The 14,696-nt window shown below is 63.2% G+C and carries 21 protein-coding genes; 5 read left to right on the top strand and 16 right to left on the bottom strand.

Features of this window, described 5'->3' with window-relative positions; genetic code table 11:
* Positions 1–57 precede the first annotated feature (57 nt).
* From NKI70_RS00595 to NKI70_RS00570, 6 genes are all read right to left on the bottom strand, one after another.
* Entirely contained in the window at positions 58–819 is a 762-nt protein-coding gene (locus tag NKI70_RS00595) for a GntR family transcriptional regulator (RefSeq protein WP_352723980.1), read from the bottom strand.
* Between the two features lie 74 nt (positions 820–893).
* Positions 894–1,676, bottom strand: coding sequence for an SDR family NAD(P)-dependent oxidoreductase (locus NKI70_RS00590; protein WP_352457404.1), 783 nt, complete (start codon positions 1,674–1,676; stop codon positions 894–896).
* A 98-nt stretch (positions 1,677–1,774) separates the two neighbouring features.
* On the bottom strand, positions 1,775–2,689 hold the full coding sequence (locus NKI70_RS00585; protein ID WP_352723977.1) for a PfkB family carbohydrate kinase: 915 nt from the start codon (positions 2,687–2,689) through the stop codon (positions 1,775–1,777).
* Positions 2,686–3,885: a mannonate dehydratase gene (uxuA, locus tag NKI70_RS00580; RefSeq protein WP_352723974.1), complete on the bottom strand. Its 1,200-nt coding sequence runs from the start codon at positions 3,883–3,885 to the stop codon at positions 2,686–2,688. The genes NKI70_RS00585 and uxuA overlap by 4 nt, the downstream gene beginning before the upstream one ends.
* A 137-nt stretch (positions 3,886–4,022) precedes the next feature.
* Complete coding sequence (locus NKI70_RS00575; RefSeq protein ID WP_352723972.1) at positions 4,023–4,682, bottom strand: ThuA domain-containing protein; 660 nt, start codon at positions 4,680–4,682, stop codon at positions 4,023–4,025.
* 12 nt (positions 4,683–4,694) lie between these two features.
* Entirely contained in the window at positions 4,695–5,792 is a 1,098-nt protein-coding gene (locus NKI70_RS00570) for a Gfo/Idh/MocA family protein (protein WP_352723970.1), read from the bottom strand.
* Between the two features lie 240 nt (positions 5,793–6,032).
* Between NKI70_RS00570 and NKI70_RS00565 the strand changes: the two genes are divergently transcribed.
* A complete protein-coding gene (locus tag NKI70_RS00565; protein ID WP_352578802.1) occupies positions 6,033–6,941 on the top strand; it encodes a dihydrodipicolinate synthase family protein in 909 nt (302 codons plus the stop codon).
* On the opposite strand, the gene NKI70_RS00560 is transcribed toward NKI70_RS00565, so the two are convergent.
* The 6 genes from NKI70_RS00560 to NKI70_RS00535 all read right to left on the bottom strand — a co-directional run bounded on the left by NKI70_RS00560 (position 6,942) and on the right by NKI70_RS00535 (position 9,414).
* A complete protein-coding gene (locus NKI70_RS00560) occupies positions 6,942–7,340 on the bottom strand; it encodes a DUF1801 domain-containing protein (RefSeq protein ID WP_292654454.1) in 399 nt (132 codons plus the stop codon).
* A 91-nt stretch (positions 7,341–7,431) separates the two neighbouring features.
* On the bottom strand, positions 7,432–7,902 hold the full coding sequence (locus NKI70_RS00555) for a DUF1801 domain-containing protein (RefSeq protein ID WP_352691124.1): 471 nt from the start codon (positions 7,900–7,902) through the stop codon (positions 7,432–7,434).
* A gap of 4 nt (positions 7,903–7,906) precedes the next feature.
* Positions 7,907–8,137, bottom strand: a complete 231-nt coding sequence (locus NKI70_RS00550; protein ID WP_352578800.1) for a hypothetical protein — start codon at positions 8,135–8,137, stop codon at positions 7,907–7,909.
* Between the two features lie 82 nt (positions 8,138–8,219).
* The gene (locus NKI70_RS00545; RefSeq protein WP_352451012.1) at positions 8,220–8,612 is read right to left on the bottom strand and encodes a VOC family protein; all 393 of its coding nucleotides are present in this window, start codon (positions 8,610–8,612) and stop codon (positions 8,220–8,222) included.
* A 71-nt stretch (positions 8,613–8,683) separates the two neighbouring features.
* Positions 8,684–9,094, bottom strand: coding sequence for an SRPBCC family protein (locus tag NKI70_RS00540; protein ID WP_352578799.1), 411 nt, complete (start codon positions 9,092–9,094; stop codon positions 8,684–8,686).
* Positions 9,091–9,414, bottom strand: coding sequence for an ArsR/SmtB family transcription factor (locus tag NKI70_RS00535; RefSeq protein WP_023716560.1), 324 nt, complete (start codon positions 9,412–9,414; stop codon positions 9,091–9,093). The genes NKI70_RS00540 and NKI70_RS00535 overlap by 4 nt, the downstream gene beginning before the upstream one ends.
* 194 nt (positions 9,415–9,608) lie before the next feature.
* Here NKI70_RS00535 and NKI70_RS00530 point away from each other — a divergent pair, with 194 nt between their 5' ends.
* From NKI70_RS00530 to NKI70_RS00515, 4 genes are all read left to right on the top strand, one after another.
* Complete coding sequence (locus NKI70_RS00530; protein WP_352468031.1) at positions 9,609–9,851, top strand: type II toxin-antitoxin system Phd/YefM family antitoxin; 243 nt, start codon at positions 9,609–9,611, stop codon at positions 9,849–9,851.
* Positions 9,848–10,276, top strand: a complete 429-nt coding sequence (locus NKI70_RS00525) for a type II toxin-antitoxin system VapC family toxin (protein WP_352723968.1) — start codon at positions 9,848–9,850, stop codon at positions 10,274–10,276. The genes NKI70_RS00530 and NKI70_RS00525 overlap by 4 nt, the downstream gene beginning before the upstream one ends.
* A gap of 107 nt (positions 10,277–10,383) precedes the next feature.
* Positions 10,384–10,614 carry an AbrB/MazE/SpoVT family DNA-binding domain-containing protein gene (locus NKI70_RS00520; protein ID WP_023676182.1) on the top strand — a complete coding sequence of 77 codons (231 nt, stop codon included), beginning with the start codon at positions 10,384–10,386 and terminating at the stop codon, positions 10,612–10,614.
* Positions 10,604–11,011, top strand: a complete 408-nt coding sequence (locus NKI70_RS00515; RefSeq protein ID WP_352578797.1) for a PIN domain-containing protein — start codon at positions 10,604–10,606, stop codon at positions 11,009–11,011. The genes NKI70_RS00520 and NKI70_RS00515 overlap by 11 nt, the downstream gene beginning before the upstream one ends.
* Positions 11,012–11,098: 87 nt before the next feature.
* Here NKI70_RS00515 and NKI70_RS00510 read toward each other — a convergent pair whose 3' ends face one another.
* From NKI70_RS00510 to NKI70_RS00495, 4 genes are all read right to left on the bottom strand, one after another.
* Complete coding sequence (locus tag NKI70_RS00510; protein WP_352634581.1) at positions 11,099–12,355, bottom strand: RNA polymerase sigma factor; 1,257 nt, start codon at positions 12,353–12,355, stop codon at positions 11,099–11,101.
* Positions 12,356–12,441: 86 nt separating this feature from the next.
* Complete coding sequence (locus NKI70_RS00505; RefSeq protein ID WP_352578795.1) at positions 12,442–12,843, bottom strand: YciI family protein; 402 nt, start codon at positions 12,841–12,843, stop codon at positions 12,442–12,444.
* 204 nt (positions 12,844–13,047) lie between these two features.
* The gene (locus NKI70_RS00500) at positions 13,048–13,830 is read right to left on the bottom strand and encodes an ABC transporter ATP-binding protein (RefSeq protein ID WP_352634583.1); all 783 of its coding nucleotides are present in this window, start codon (positions 13,828–13,830) and stop codon (positions 13,048–13,050) included.
* A gap of 10 nt (positions 13,831–13,840) precedes the next feature.
* Complete coding sequence (locus tag NKI70_RS00495; RefSeq protein ID WP_352724300.1) at positions 13,841–14,638, bottom strand: ABC transporter permease; 798 nt, start codon at positions 14,636–14,638, stop codon at positions 13,841–13,843.
* Positions 14,639–14,696 lie beyond the last annotated feature (58 nt).

Here is a 14,696-nt window from a genome sequence, read left to right as displayed (position 1 = left end):
GCTTCCGACAAATCCGGCAGCAAGACCAAGACGCCTTCGAAAGCGCGCAAGAAAGGCTCAGGCTTGGATTGAGCCGGCTGACGGCGGGCTCACACCGCCGTTTGCCTCGAAATAATGGGGATAGCGCTCCTGGACGATTTCGAGCACCTCGAAGATGCGGCGAAGATGCGTTCGCATTGCTTCTTCCGCCGCAAGCGCGTCGGCCTGCTCGAGCGCATCGACAATCCGCCGGTGCTGGCCGAGCACCACCGACATGCTGTCGAGGCGCGGGAAAGACAGGAAGCGGAAGCGGTCCATGTGCAGCTTCGCCGCGCTGATGTCGGCCCAGATCCCGCGGAACCCGGCATGGCTGGCGATGTGCTGGTGGAACAGCTCGTCCGACTTGAAGAAGCGCCTGTCGTCCGCGATGGAGGCGAACGTCTCCTGGACCGCCAGTTCGCCTTTGAGCACGGCAAGCAGTTCGGCACGGCGCGGGCTCTCGACCGCGCGCTTGATCAGGCCGACTTCGAGCGCTTCGCGCAGGAACTGCGATTTCTCGAGATCTGCGATCCGCAGCGGCGCCACCATGCTGCCGCGCTGCGGATAGATGTCGATCAGGCCAAGACCGGCCAGCCGGGCGAGCGCCTCCCTGACGGGTGTGCGGCTCACGCCGAGGGCTTCCGACATCGCCTTTTCGGATATGAATTCGTGTGGCTTCAGGCGGAAGGTCAGGATCTGGTCGAGCAGGACCTCGAAGGTCCTCGCCGCGACCGATGCGCCGGCGCCGGATTCGACAAGTCGTCCCTCGGGGATGGTCCGCATTCCCAAAAGCCCCGCCATCGGCAAAATTCCCCTTAAAGGCTCAGCAGTTTCAAGCCGTTCATGAAATGCCGGCGCAAGCAGCAGCGCCGGCGTTATTCCTTGCGCGGAGAACCGCCGATGCGCGCCAGCAGCCCGCCATCGACGCGCACGACCTCGCCGGTGACGAAGGAGGCATCGTCAGACAGCAGGAAGGCGACGACTGCGGCAATCTCTTGCGGCTGGGCGGTACGGCCGAGCGGATGCATGTTGTCGAGGATGCGCAGGATCTCGTCGGGCTTGTCGTTGAGCTTGACCGCATCCCGCAGCATCGGCGTGTCGACCGCGCCCGGAGCGACGGCATTGACGCGCACGCCGAGCGGCGCATAGTCGACGGCCATCGACTTTACCAGGCCGATCAGGCCGTGCTTGGCCGTGCTGTAGGCCAGAACCCCTTCCTGGCTGGCCAGGCCCTGCACGGAGCTCATATGGACGATGGCGCCGCGGCTTTGGCGCAGCAGCGGCATCGCCGCACGCGACAGCAGGTAGGCAGCCTTGAGGTTGACGTTCATCACCTCGTCCCAAAGCGCCTCGTCCGTGGTCTCCACCGTTCCGTAACGCTGGATGCCGGCATTGTGGGAGAGCATGTCGAGCCCGCCGAACGCGGACCGGGCAAGCTCGACGGCGCGGCCGCAGGCCTCAGTGTCGGCGGTCGAGCCGAGCACGGTGTGCACGGTCACGCCGCGCGCCGAAAGCTGCGCCGCGACCTCATCCAGCTGATCGCCCGCCCGGTCGAACAGGATCAGGTCGACGCCTTGCTCGGCCAGTCTTTCGGCGACAGCACGGCCGATGCCCATGGCCGCCCCCGTGACCAGTGCGCGTTTTTTGAACTCAGCCATTTATCCTCCCTCGAACAGTTGCGCAGGAACTGCCATGGTAGTCGACGGCCGCCACTTGACGTGCTCTTTCCACCGAGCCGGCCCAAGCGGGTTCGGCATCATGTCGATCCTTGCATGAAAGCCAGCGTTTCCGCGCGCGTCGGTGCGCCAAGACGTCCGCCAAAGCGCAGGCATTTCAGGGCGGCGGCGGCGCTGGCCACTGCTATCGCCCGCTCTTCGTCCCAACCTTCGGCCAGGCCGAGAGCGAAGGTGCCGTGGAACACGTCGCCTGCCGCCAGAGTGTCGACGGCTTCGACCCGCGGCGACGGCAGATGACGGACGTCATTGCTGCCCGAGTAGCGGAACACGGTGCCGTTCGCGCCATCGGTGACCGCCACGAAGGCGCCGGTCCGTTCGCCGAGAATGGCGACGGCAGAACCGGCGGATATCTCCGGACCGCAAAGGATGCGTGCCGCCGGCAGCGAAGCAACGACATGCGAGGCGAGCGGCAGCAGCCGGTCGAGCACCGGTCGCGACGCGACATCGGCGTCAAGGATCGCCGGGATGCCGCACTCGGGAGCCTTCGCCAGCGCCAGGGCCGCGGCTCCGGGCCAGCGGACATCAACCAGCACGGCGTCGAAGCGGGAAAAATCCGCGGGCGGAAGACGGTCAGGATCGGCTTGCGTGACTGCATCGTAGAAGGGCACAATCATACGCTCGCCGGCGGCATCGACCAGGATCGTGGCAATGGCCGAGCGGCCACCTTCAACCCTGCGCACCAACGAACAGTCGACCCGCTCCGCCTCCATCTGGCCGATGACATCGCGGCCGACAGCATCGTCGCCGACGCTTGCCCATAGCCAGACCTGCCCGCCCTGGCGGCTGGCCGACGCGGCCGCGCTTGCTGCCATGCCGGCCGCGATCTGCACGGCCTCGCTTGGCAGGAACTTGCCGGCGCCGGAGGGCAGGACATCGAGGCGCAAGATCGTGTCGTAGGTGAGCGCGCCGACGCAGAGCAGGCGGGGCGCCGTCATTGCAGCCGGTAGCCGCGCTGATGGGCAATCGCCGTCATCACGCCTCTCAATTCGGCAAGGCCGCGAAGACGGCCGATCACGGGGTAGCCGGGATGGGTGTGCCGCGCGGCGTCATCGATCAGCTCGTGGCCATGATCCGGGCGAAACGGCAGCAGCGCCGCCGGTTCCCCGGCGTCGCGGCGGCGTTGCTGCTCGTCGAGCAAGATCGAAACCACCGAGACCATGTCGACATCGCCGCTCAGATGCTCGGATTCCATGAACGAGCCGTCCGGGTCCTTGCTGACGTTGCGCAGATGCACGAAGTTTATCTTGTGCGCAAAGCGCCTGGCGATGGCGGGCACGTCATTGGCCGGGTTGGCGCCCAGCGACCCCGTGCACAAGGTGAGGCCGCTATGGGCCGATGGCACGGCGTCCAGGATAAGGGCGATGTCGTCGGCGTTCTTGACGATCCGGCACAGGCCGACGAGATCGCGCGGCGGATCGTCCGGGTGGATCGCCAACGTGACGCCCGCCTCTTCGGCCGCCGGCAGCACGTTTTCGAGAAAACGGACGAGATTCTCGCGCAGCCTGTCGTGCGACAGGCTCGACTGCTCGGCTACCACTTCGCGCAATTCCGCTATGTCATAGCGCTTGAAGGCGCCCGGCAGGCCGGCCATGATGTTGGCAAGCAGACGCTCTTTTGACGCATCCGGCGTCGCCTCGAACCATTCGCTTGCCCGCTGGAGAACATCGGACGCATAGTCGCGCTCAGATCCCTTGCGCTGCAGCATGTAGCAATCGAACGCGGCAAGCTCGTGCATGTTCATGCGGAGCGCCCGTCCGCCGCCCGGCAGCGGCGCAGCCAGGTCGGTCCGGGTCCAGTCGAGGATCAGCATGAAGTTGTAGCAGACCGTGCGCACACCGCAGGCGCCGAGATTGCGTAAGGTCTGCCTGAAATTGTCGTAGAGCCGGTCGAGATCGCCGCGGCCGAGCTTGATGTCCTCGTGCACGGGCACACTCTCGACGACGCTCCATTTGGGGCCCATCGCCGGATCCGCCTCGATAAGCGCCTGGCGCTGCCTGATAGCGTGGATCGGCCAGACTTCGCCGTAAGGGATGTCGTGCAATGCCGTCACGATGCCGGTTGCGCCGGCCTGCCTCGCGTGGGCAAGCGTTGCCGCGTCGCTCGGACCAAACCATCGCCACGTCTGCTCCATTCGACCTCCAGCTACGGAATTTCCCGATGACCGCTGGTGTATTGGATGCTACCATGGCAGTCAATTGTGCCTGTGTCCGCGTTCGGGCGGCCGCCCTATGAGAGATTACAACGATACGTGGCGTTCAGATTGAACGGCTATCCAAGGTCCGAGTTTCGGCTGGCCCAAATCGCGCCGCGTTCGAACATCGTGCGCATATGCGGCACGGCGAACTCGTCGGCGGTGTGCCCGAGCGCGCTGTAGAAGACGCGGCCCTTGCCGTAGCGGCGCTTCCAGACAACCGGCATGACGACGCCGGCGATGAAATCGAGATGCTCGCCGGTGAAAGTAGTCGTCGCCAGCACCTCGTTGGTCGGATCGACATGCATGTAATACTGCTCTGAACGGTAGGCGAAGCCGTCGATGCCCTGCATGACCGGATCGCCTGGCCTGGTGATGTCGACGTGATAGTCGATGATGTTGCCGGGATGGGCGACCCACTGGCCGCCGGTCATGAACTGGTATTCCGGCTCGTTGCGGAAGCTGTCGCACATGGTGCCGTGAAAGCCCGCAAGGCCGGTGCCGGCCCTGACGGCGCTGGTCAGGTTTTGCAGCTCCGGCTTTTCGATCGTCGACATGGTGATCACCGGGACAATGAGATCGAGCTTGCCCAGCTGCGGATCGGCAAGCGCCGAAGTCCCCTGCTCCAGCTGCACGTCGAAGCCGTTGCCGGCCAGCATCTCCTTGACGATTTCGGCGCTTCGGGCCGGGGTGTGACCTTCCCAGCCGCCCCAGAAAATCAGTGCCGTCTTGCTCATCGCATTATTCCCCTATTCCAGAATTCCGAAAGGCAGGTCGGCGCGCATCGGCGACGGCCGGGCGCAGCCATATCTGAGATCGATACACTGCCCTATCTCTGCTGAAGAGATGATCGATTCCATGATTTCCAGGACATGGAGGGAAAGATCGAGACTGGCGCGGTGTTGTCTGCCCGAGACGACCGCCTGCGCCATGTCGGCAAGGCCGAGGCCCCGGTAATTGCCGTCGCCATACGAATGGATCTGATCGGCCACCGTCCAGTCGCCCTTGCGCTGGCTGGTCCTGATGTCGCCTTGGAACTGGTTGGGATCGGAGACGATCATCGAGCCCCTGGTTCCGTAAAGTTCGATGTGATTGTGTTCATGCTTCCAGACGTCGAAGCTGGTGGTGATCGAGACCGCGGCGCCATTCTCGAATGCGAGCAGGCCGGAAATATGGGTCGGCACCTCGACCCGGATGGTTTCGCCCTGGCGCGGTCCAGAATCGATGGTGCGGGTGGCGTAGGATGACTTCGCCTGCCCGGTCACGGATTTTACCGGACCAAGGAGATTGACCAGGCAGGTCAGATAGTACGGTCCCATGTCGAGCATCGGCCCACCGCCGGGCTGATAGTAAAAATCCGGATTGGGATGCCAGAGTTCGTGGCCGGGCACCTGCATGAAGGCAGAGCCGGCGACAATGGTCCCGACCGTATCCTTATCGACCAGCCGCCGCGCCGTCTGGTGGGAGCCGCCAAGAAAGGTGTCGGGTGCGCAGCCGACGCGCACGCCCTTTTCGCGCGCGGCCGCGACCAGCCGCTCGGCGTCGCTGAGCGTCGTTGCCAGCGGCTTCTCGGAATAGACGTGCTTGCCTTGCCCGACAGCCTGCAGGCCGACCGGCACATGATGCTGCGGCGTCGTCAGATTGAGCACGATCTCGACGCGCGGATCGGCCAACAGCGCGTCAACCGGCATGGCAGCCAGGCCGTAGGCCGCTGCCTTGGCCTCGGCCGCCGTCCGGTTGATGTCGGCGACGCCGACAATGTCGAGCACCGGGAATTGTGGCGATGCCTTCAGATAGGCATCCGAAATGTTGCCGCAGCCGATAATGCCGACACCGATCCTCCGCATGGGCTTCTCCTCAAAAGGCGGCATTGATGAAACAGCAGAACTCGTTTGTCACCCCCCTTTCGGCCAGACGACGTTATCCCGTGACAAGGATATACTTCGAGAGCCTCAGAACCGCCGCCCGATCACAATCGCGCGCCTATGCGCGAGCCGCTTGCTTTCGAGGTCGAACGGCCGGTACTCAGCAACATTGCTTCATGTAGCTTGCTCGACATTTTTGATGCCGGCTTTAGAAGGACGCACATGATCCGCCCACAAGGAACCATCGCACCGATCCTGACGCCGTTCGAAAACGACGGCCGCATTGCCCGCGACCTCTGGATGTCACACGCCAAATGGGTGCTGGATCAGGGAGCGCACTTCCTGTCGCCGTTCGGCACCACGGGCGAGGCCTTGTCCGTCTCGTTGCGCGAGCGCATGCAAGCGCTGGAGTGGCTGGTCGAGGCCGGCATTTCGCCAGGCCGTCTGATGCCCGGCACCGGTGTCACAGCACTTGCCGAAACCGTCGAGCTGACGGCGCATGCCGTCGGGCTCGGCTGTGCCGGGGTGATGGTGCTGCCGTCGTTCTTCTATACGGCCGCCGGCGACAACGGACAGGCCCGCTACTATGGCGAGCTGATCGAACGGGTGGCGAACCCGGCGATGAGGATGATCCTCTACCACATCCCGCAGAATTCCGGCGTACCGGTGAGCCCGGCGCTGACCGCCCGCTTGAGCCAAGCGTTTCCGGATGTCGTGGTGGCTTACAAGGACAGCGCCGGCGATTGGAACAACACCGCGGCGGTCATTGCGGCAGCCCCAAGGGTCGCGGTGTTCCCGAGCTCGGAAGCACAGCTGACGAAAGGCCTCGCCAACGGTGCTGCGGGGTGCATCTCGGCGACGGTCAATCTGAATGCCCCAGCGATCCGGGCCCTCTACGACGCAGCACTGGCGGGAGAGGACATTACTGACGCGGATGCCGCCATCAAGGCGTTCCGCAAAATCATCCAGGACGCCGGCCTCATCTCCGCGATGAAGGCAGTGCTGGCGGTACGGTCCGGCGACAGACGCTGGCTGAACCTGCGCGCGCCGCATGAGAACGCGACGCAAGCCACCGGCGAAGCTTTGCTCGCCGCTCTCGGCCCGCTAGCCGACCATATCGGCCGGAGCTGACTATCGGGCCGTGTTCAGGGCGGCAGCAGCGCGTATCAGCGCCTTGAACGCATTCTCATCTATATCTTCGCCCTCACGGATATCGATGGCGCGCCTGGTGTTGCCTTCGAGACTGGAGTTGAACAGGCCTGAAGGATCCGGCAGGGAGGCGCCCTTTGCGAAGGTCACCTTCACGACGTTCTTGTAGGTCTCGCCGGTGCAGATTATTCCGGCGTGCGACCACACCGGAACGCCTCGCCACTTCCACTCCTCGACCACTTCCGGGTCAGCCTGCTTGACGAGAGCGCGGACATGGGAAAGCGTCTTGCCTCGCCAATCGCCCAGCTCACTGATCCTCGCATCTATCAGCTGAGAGGGAGAGCTCTCTGCATTTCCTTCCATAGAGCCACTCTTCATCATCATTGTCGCTTTCCCTAGGGTTGTTGCCGCTCGCCCGTCACATGAATACCGCTAGTCGGCACCGGGTTTGCGGGAATGACTCGCATTCCACTCACATTCGCTCGCCAGGCAACTGGCTGGCTTGCTTTACCCAGTCGGTGAGTTGAGCTTCGTCGAGCTGGTCGTCCTCGCGGATGTCGAAGTAGCGCACGTCCTTGTGCTTGGACTCGCCTGGAGGGACAGGATGCAGCGACGTGCCGCGGAAGAAAGCCAGCTTGATGTACTTTGTGAAGCAATGGAAGTTGAGGAACCAGCCTTGACCCTCTACGCCATAGAAGGGCGAGTTCCATTTGACGGCCTTGCGCAGGTTGGGAACGTTGCGCTCGATGAGTGCGTCGAGGCGGCGGCCGACGTCGCGTTTCCAGCCCGGCATGGCCGCGATGTAGGCCTGCACAGGAGCGTCACCATCACCCTTCGGGATCTGCGGGTTGCCGCCTGCGAGGAGGACCGGCTTGGCGGCTGCAGGCTTGGCGGCGGGCTTCTTCGCGACCGCCGCTGACTTGATGGACGTCTTGTTGGCCATGCGTTCACTCCAATGCGCCGGCGCCCCCTGCGTTGCGCCACTTGGGAGCGTAAGGCAGCACGAACATGTACAGACCGGTAAGCAGGAGCAAGCCGAGTGGAAACAGCGGCAAGAGGTATACCCAGTAGGCGGGCTCCTTGCCTACTCCCAGGCTGATGAAGATGGCGGCGACGACCGCCGCAAAGATAATCGACAGCCAGCGGTGGATCTGCCGAACCCATTTGTTCCAATCCATTGAGACCTCCTCTGAAGACGAAGCGGATCGGGCGGCCCGTTTGGCGACTCCCGCCGGGCAGCCACGCCACTGAGCGCATGCTTTACCAGCGCGCCAGTTGGGTGATTTGAACGAGGTTGCCGCAGTTGTCGTTCAGCTGGGCGATGGTCGAGCCGGTTACTTCGGTCGGCGGCATCGTGAACTCGGCGCCGCGCGCTTTTATGCGCTCGTAGTCGCCCTTGACGTTATCGGTGAAGAACATGACCGCGGGCTGGCCCTGCTGGAAAATGGCTTGCTGGTAGGCCTTGGCCGCCGGGTTGTCATTGAGCGCGAGTTGCAGCTCGGCACCGTCCGGCTCGTCGGGTGATGCGACGGTCAGCCAGCGAAACGGCCCATTGCTGAAATCGGCCTTCTTGGTAAAGCCGAGCGTTTCGGTGTAAAAGCCCAGTGCCTTTTCCTGGTCGTCCACGTATACTTTGGCCAACTTGATCTTCATTGGCTTGCCTCCATTATCGCCTCGTGATGTCGCTCTGTAACAGAGCCCTTGCTTGGATAGCCCAGCGGATCTCAGTCCGTCCGCGCCAGAACCTGCTCCAGATCGTCAAAGAACCTCGGCCAGCCGACTTTGGCACCCCGGAAGTAAGGCTGCTGATCCGGCCGGAAGCCCGACTGTTCCATGCGCAAGCGGGCTCCGGTGCTCGTGGGGGTGAGGGTCCAGGAGACGACACTCTTGAGATCCTTGGTATCCCACGTGTAAGTCAGTGTTCTGTTCGGCTCGACCGTCTGCACCTGACATTCGACAGCGCCCCAGTCTGCGTGAAAATTGAAACGGTGGTCCGCGACAGGTTTGAAGTCATTTTTCATGAGCCACTCCTCGATCAAGTGTGGTTGCGTGAGCGCGCGCCAGATCTTCTCGGGCGGATAAGCGATTTCCCGTTCGACAACGACGGAGAGCGTTTCGGTCGCCATTTCGTTCACTGGTCCATCCTTTTGAGCAGGTCTTCGAGGTCGTCGAACCGGCTCTGCCAGAACCCGGTCATCTGGCTTGTCCAGTCAATCAGGGGGGCAAGCGCAGCAAGCTGCGCGCTATAATGGGTCTGTCGCCCTGCATGGCGGTCGCGCACGAGCCCGGCCTGCCTCAAAACGCCGAGATGTTTTGACACGGCCGGTTGCGAGATCCCGGCCTGAGCCGTCAGAGCCCCGACCGTCTGCTCTCCTTCGCGACACAGCCGCTCAAAAATAGCGCGCCGAGTCGGATCGGCAAGCGTTCTGAAGAGCACATCGTGAGCGTTTGGCATTGGGATCGATAACCCTTCGGCTATTGGTCGATGTATAACCACCGGGATATGTATGAGTCAAGTGGGAAGCGGCATGTTTCTCGTTGCAGGTCACCTGCTTCGCTCACGCAGCCAGTTGCTTATTCGCCGTGCTCTGCACTGGAATTGTCACGCGTTATACGCTACATGACCATCTACATGGTCAGGAGCGTGACATGGACGCGGTCAATCTGGCGGACGCCAAGGCACATCTGAGTGAGCTCGTCGACCGGGTTGAAGCTGGAGACTCGATCGACATAACCCGGCGTGGCAAGCCGGTCGCCAGGCTCACGGCCGTGGCCCGCCCTCGCAAACGGATCGACGCCGTCCTGCTCCAATCCCTGACCGCAACCATGCCTCTGCAGGCTCAGGCTGCCGCCGATCTGGTGCGATCGATGCGAGATGGCGATCGCTATTGACGTCCTATCTCGATACTTCGCTGATCATCGCGGCGCTATCCAACGAAGCCATGACCGCGCGCGTTCAGGGCTGGCTGGCGGAGCAGGACCCAGCGCAACTTGTGATCAGCGACTGGACCATCACCGAGATGTCCTCCGCCATGGCGATCAAGCTTCGGACCGGACAGATCGACCTGGAGCAACGCGCGGCAGCGCTCGCGATGTTCAATAGGCTTGTCGCTGAGAGCTTCACCGTGCTGCCGGTGACGGGCGGGCATTTTCGGGTCGCCGCGAAATTCGCCGATCAGCATATCCTCGGGCTTCGTGCTGGCGACGCCCTGCACCTCGCGACGGCATCGGAGCATGGCGCCACGGTGTGGACCCTCGACCAGCGGCTCGCCGAGGCAGGACCGATTCTCGGCGTGCGGACGCAGTTGCTGGCATGATCGAGGCCCTCTCCTCCAAAATGAATAAACCGATTGGCTGCAATTCTTGACCTTGACGACTTGTGGATATACATTTCTTCCAGCGTATATCTAAGAGAGGAAGTGGCATGCAGGTCGCCAAATGGGGAAACAGTCTTGCGGTCCGCCTTCCCGCCGCTGTGGTCGAAGCGCTTGAACTCAGGGAAGGCGATGAGATCGAAATCCATGTCGCTGACGCCCGCCAGCTTGGCGTCGCGCGGAAGCCCGGGCGTGAGGAGTTGCTGAAGCGTCTCCGCGCCTTCCGCGGTCGGCTTCCCGCTGACTTCAAATTCGATCGGGACGAGGCAAATGCCCGTTAGTTTTTTCGATACCAATGTCCTTCTTTATATCGCGTCAGGCGACACGGCGAAGGCGGATCGGGCCGAGGCGGTCATCGCCGATGGCGGGGCGATCAGCGTGCAGGTTCTCAATGAACTCACCAATGTCGCGCGTCGGAAGATGCAAATGTCATGGGACGACACGCATGCGCTGCTGACCACGCTGCGCGGCCTGTTGACGGTTCATCCGCTCACGCTCGAGACCCACGAAACAGGATTGAGGCTCGCCGAGCGGTACGGCCTTTCCACCTATGACGCGATGATCGCCTCCGCGGCGGTTCACGCTGGCTGCGATACACTTTGGTCGGAGGACATGCAGCACGGAATGGCGCTCGACGAAGGCTTGCGCATCGTTAATCCCTTTCGCGTTGCGAGCTGATCACGCTCATTGAAGGGAGCTGGCCGGGAGCGAACTGGCGGCTTTCGATGTTGCCGAGCGGCGCGTCGGGCACGGAGAGCGATGCTGTCAACCACAAGCGTCTGCGCGGGCGAGGAGAAAGGCCGCTTCGCGCACGTTGCGGGTGAGCTTGGCCGCAGCCTCGAATTCGGCGCGGGCCTCGGCCAGCCGGCCGGCCCGAAACAGAAAATCGCCCCTCGCCGCCGGCAATGGCGCATAATTGCGCAAGGCGGCGGCGTCGGCAATCTCGTCTACCAGCCGCAGGCCCGCTTCGGGCCCGAAGGCCATGCTGTGCGCGACCGCTCGATTGAGATCGACCACCGGCGAGGGCATCACTGCACGCAGCCGGTCGTAGAGCGCTGCGATACGGGGCCAGTCGGTATCGGCCGGACTGCGCGCCCGCGCGTGACAGGCTGCAAGCGCGGCCTGCAACACATAGGGGCCATCGCCCCCGAGGGCTTCGGCACGGGCCAGCGCGTCAAGGCCTCGGCGGATCAGCAGCTGGTCCCAGCGCGCGCGGTTTTGCTCGGTCAGGGTCAAGAGGGCGCCGTCCGGCCCGATGCGTGCCGGCAGGCGCGATGCCTGGATTTCCATCAGAGCCAGCAGGCCGAACACCTCGGCATCCTCGGCCATCAACCCCGCCAGCATGCGGCCGAGCCGTTGTGCCTCCAGGCACAGGCTCGGCCGGACAAGGTCGTCGCCTGCCGTGGCAGCATAGCCTTCATTGAAGATGAGGTAGATGACCTCCAGCACCGAGGACAGACGCGCCGCACGCTCGGCGCCGCGCGGCACCTCGAAGCTGAGCCCGGCCTTTCCGATCGTCCTCTTTGCGCGGACGATGCGCTGGGCGATCGTCACCTCGCTCGACAGGAAAGCACGGGCGATCTCGTCCGTCGTCAGGCCGCCGATGACACGCAGCGTGAGGGCCGCGCGGGCGTCGGCCGAAAGTATGGGGTGGCAGGCTGTGAAGATGAGGCCCAGCAGCTCGTCGCCAAGATCGTCGTTCATGGCCATTTCGTTTCCCTCGGCCGTACCATCGCACTCGCCGTCCAGCTCCCGCGCGATCTCCTCATGCTTGCGCTCGCGCATCTTGTCGTGACGGATCGCGTCGATGGCGCGGCGTTTGGCGACCGTCATCAGCCAAGCGCCGGGATTGGCCGGAACGCCGGTCCTGGACCATTCGGATAGGGCTATGACGAGGGCGTCCTGCACCAGTTCCTCTGCAAGATCGACATTGCGCACGAGGCGGGCCAGGCCCGCGATGAGCCGGGCACGTTCAATGCGAAAAATCGCCTCGATCGCCTGCTGCGTCTCGCCTGCCGTCATGCTGCCTTATCGGCCAAAGCCATAACGAAGGCAAAACAGGTTGCGGCCAACAGGTTCAGTTGCCGCTGAGCTTCTCGCGCGTCCGGTCATGGATTTGCGTGACCTCCGGCGTCAGATTCCCATTGCCAATCAGCCATCTCGTACAGCGGCCGGATTTCAATCTCGCTCGGTCCCGGCATGGGATTGGGGCAGCGCTTCACCCAGGCGACCGCCTCGTCCATGTCCTTGACTTCCCAGAGCCAAAAACCGGCGACCAGTTCTCGGGTCTCGGCGAAAGGCCCGTCGATGACCGTCCGGCGGGGACCATCGAACGCAACTCGCTTGCCCTGCGAGGAGGGCTTGAGGCCATCGGCGTCGAGCAAGATGCCGGCATTGCGCAGCTCGTCGTTGAACCTGCCCATCGCCTCCATCGCCTCCTTCGCCTCGGGCGTGGGGACAAAGCCCTTTTCGCTGTCTTCGGTAGCCTTCACGAGCACCATCACACGCATCGTCTGTCTCCTTGTTGAGCCGGACTCACCGGCCGGCATCGAAACGACGAACGGAGTTTAGGAAATCGACATTGTCCTGCAAATTTTTTTCGAGGTTGAGGAGAAAGCCGCCGATCGCGGCTCCCCTGGTCAGGAATCGCGATGGCGCGATATCGAGATTGGGCGCAACGCTGGTCGCCGATTGTAAGTAATTGAGTGGCCCGCCTAAACCATTTCGGGACGTTTTGAAGCCTCGCGGATCGCCTTGTGTACGCTGCGCTGCAAATCCATGAAGGCCGGGGTTTCCATGACCTCTTCCCGGCGCGGGCGCTCGATGTCGACATTGAAGGTCTGCATGATGCGTCCCGGGCCGATCCCCATCACGACGATGCGGTCCGACAGGTAGACGGCTTCTTCCACATCATGGGTGACGAAGAGCACGGTGAGCCTGTGCTCCTCCCAGATCTGCGTCAGGAGTTCCTGCATCTGATGCCTGGTCAGGGCATCGAGCGCGCCAAAGGGCTCGTCCATCAGAAGCATTTTGGGTCGATAGGAAAGAGCACGCGCTATGGCCACCCGTTGCTTCATGCCGCCCGAAAGCTCAGACGGATAACGATTGGCGCTGTGCGGGAGCTTGACCAGATCGAGATGCTCGCGTGCTATCCTACGGCAGGTCGCGCGATCATGACCCGCGGCCTTGAGGGCGAACTCGATATTCTGCTGCGCCGTCAGCCAGGGAAGCAGGGTGTAGGACTGGAAGACGACGCCGCGGTCGAGGCCCGGCTGCAGGATCGGCGCGCCATCGATGGCAATATCTCCCGCGTCGAAATCCTGCAGTCCGGCAACGATCGACAGCAGCGTGCTCTTGCCGCAACCCGACGTGCCCACCAGCGAGACGAACTCGTTGTCGGCAAGATCGAGGTTGATATCGCGCAGCACTTCCGTGCGCCGCGCGCCCGTGCCGAAGCTCTTGTGGAGACCCTCGATCCGCAGTTTGGGCAAACTCATCGGCCCGGCCTCATTGCACGTGGCCCTCCTGCCGGAACAGCACTTTTCCCAGTGCCTTCATGACCTGGTCGGTAATGAGGCCAAGCACGCCCAGCAGCAGGATGTAGCCGATGATGGTGTTTGTCTGGAAATAACGCTGGGACACGGTGATGCGGTAGCCGAGCCCTGATGTCGCTGCGACAAGTTCCGCCAACACCAGCCAGGTCCATGCCCAGCCGAGACTGATGCGCAACGTGTCCCAGATGCCTGGCAAGGCGCTGGGAACCACGATGCGGGTCAAGATCCTGCGATCCGGCAGCCCGAGCGTCCTGCCAAGGCCAATGAAATCAGCGGGAACCCGCTTCACATTGTCCATGATCATCAGCACCTGCTGGAAGAAGGTGCCGATGAAGATGATCAGGAACTTCTGGGCATCGCCGGTCCCCGACCACAGGATGGAGAGGGGCACGAAAGCGACCACCGGCATGTAACGGATAAAATCCACAAGCGGCTCGATCGCCGCTTCCCAGGTCCTGAAGCTGCCGATCAGCACGCCAATCGGAATCGCCAATGCCGAGGCGATGAGGAAGCCAACAGAAATACGGTATATCGAGGTCCTGAGATCCAGCCACAGCGTGCCGTCACCCGAGAGCTTGCCGAGCTGGGTCACCACGCTCCCCGGCGAGGGCAGGAAAATCGGCTTCACCAGCCCCAGCCCCGTTGCCGCCCACCAGGCGAGACCGAGGCCGGCAAAAACCGCCACTGCTATCATCAGGAAGCGCGAGCGTGCGATGGGCGCGCCGATCCCGGCGGTTGGGCGACGGCGCATCGGCTGTTTGATCACCGGCCCCGGCGCTGCGTGAGACGGGCTCGGCTTGGTCGCACGC

This window comes from Mesorhizobium sp. M0500, assembly GCF_040321165.1.
Classification (GTDB): domain Bacteria; phylum Pseudomonadota; class Alphaproteobacteria; order Rhizobiales; family Rhizobiaceae; genus Mesorhizobium.
This window is presented reverse-complemented; position numbering and strand designations above follow the sequence as displayed.

Bases quoted from the DNA above. Each gene is read 5' to 3' on its own strand.
- NKI70_RS00595 (WP_352723980.1), bottom strand. From the start codon at position 819: ATGGCGGGGCTTTTGGGAATGCGGACCATCCCCGAGGGACGACTTGTC.
- NKI70_RS00590 (WP_352457404.1), bottom strand. From the start codon at position 1,676: ATGGCTGAGTTCAAAAAACGCGCACTGGTCACGGGGGCGGCCATGGGC.
- NKI70_RS00585 (WP_352723977.1), bottom strand. From the start codon at position 2,689: ATGACGGCGCCCCGCCTGCTCTGCGTCGGCGCGCTCACCTACGACACG.
- uxuA (WP_352723974.1), bottom strand. From the start codon at position 3,885: ATGGAGCAGACGTGGCGATGGTTTGGTCCGAGCGACGCGGCAACGCTT.
- NKI70_RS00575 (WP_352723972.1), bottom strand. From the start codon at position 4,682: ATGAGCAAGACGGCACTGATTTTCTGGGGCGGCTGGGAAGGTCACACC.
- NKI70_RS00570 (WP_352723970.1), bottom strand. From the start codon at position 5,792: ATGCGGAGGATCGGTGTCGGCATTATCGGCTGCGGCAACATTTCGGAT.
- NKI70_RS00565 (WP_352578802.1), top strand. From the start codon at position 6,033: ATGATCCGCCCACAAGGAACCATCGCACCGATCCTGACGCCGTTCGAA.
- NKI70_RS00560 (WP_292654454.1), bottom strand. From the start codon at position 7,340: ATGATGAAGAGTGGCTCTATGGAAGGAAATGCAGAGAGCTCTCCCTCT.
- NKI70_RS00555 (WP_352691124.1), bottom strand. From the start codon at position 7,902: ATGGCCAACAAGACGTCCATCAAGTCAGCGGCGGTCGCGAAGAAGCCC.
- NKI70_RS00550 (WP_352578800.1), bottom strand. From the start codon at position 8,137: ATGGATTGGAACAAATGGGTTCGGCAGATCCACCGCTGGCTGTCGATT.
- NKI70_RS00545 (WP_352451012.1), bottom strand. From the start codon at position 8,612: ATGAAGATCAAGTTGGCCAAAGTATACGTGGACGACCAGGAAAAGGCA.
- NKI70_RS00535 (WP_023716560.1), bottom strand. From the start codon at position 9,414: ATGCCAAACGCTCACGATGTGCTCTTCAGAACGCTTGCCGATCCGACT.
- NKI70_RS00530 (WP_352468031.1), top strand. From the start codon at position 9,609: ATGGACGCGGTCAATCTGGCGGACGCCAAGGCACATCTGAGTGAGCTC.
- NKI70_RS00520 (WP_023676182.1), top strand. From the start codon at position 10,384: ATGCAGGTCGCCAAATGGGGAAACAGTCTTGCGGTCCGCCTTCCCGCC.
- NKI70_RS00515 (WP_352578797.1), top strand. From the start codon at position 10,604: ATGCCCGTTAGTTTTTTCGATACCAATGTCCTTCTTTATATCGCGTCA.
- NKI70_RS00510 (WP_352634581.1), bottom strand. From the start codon at position 12,355: ATGACGGCAGGCGAGACGCAGCAGGCGATCGAGGCGATTTTTCGCATT.
- NKI70_RS00505 (WP_352578795.1), bottom strand. From the start codon at position 12,843: ATGCGTGTGATGGTGCTCGTGAAGGCTACCGAAGACAGCGAAAAGGGC.
- NKI70_RS00500 (WP_352634583.1), bottom strand. From the start codon at position 13,830: ATGAGTTTGCCCAAACTGCGGATCGAGGGTCTCCACAAGAGCTTCGGC.
- NKI70_RS00495 (WP_352724300.1), bottom strand. From the start codon at position 14,638: ATGCGCCGTCGCCCAACCGCCGGGATCGGCGCGCCCATCGCACGCTCG.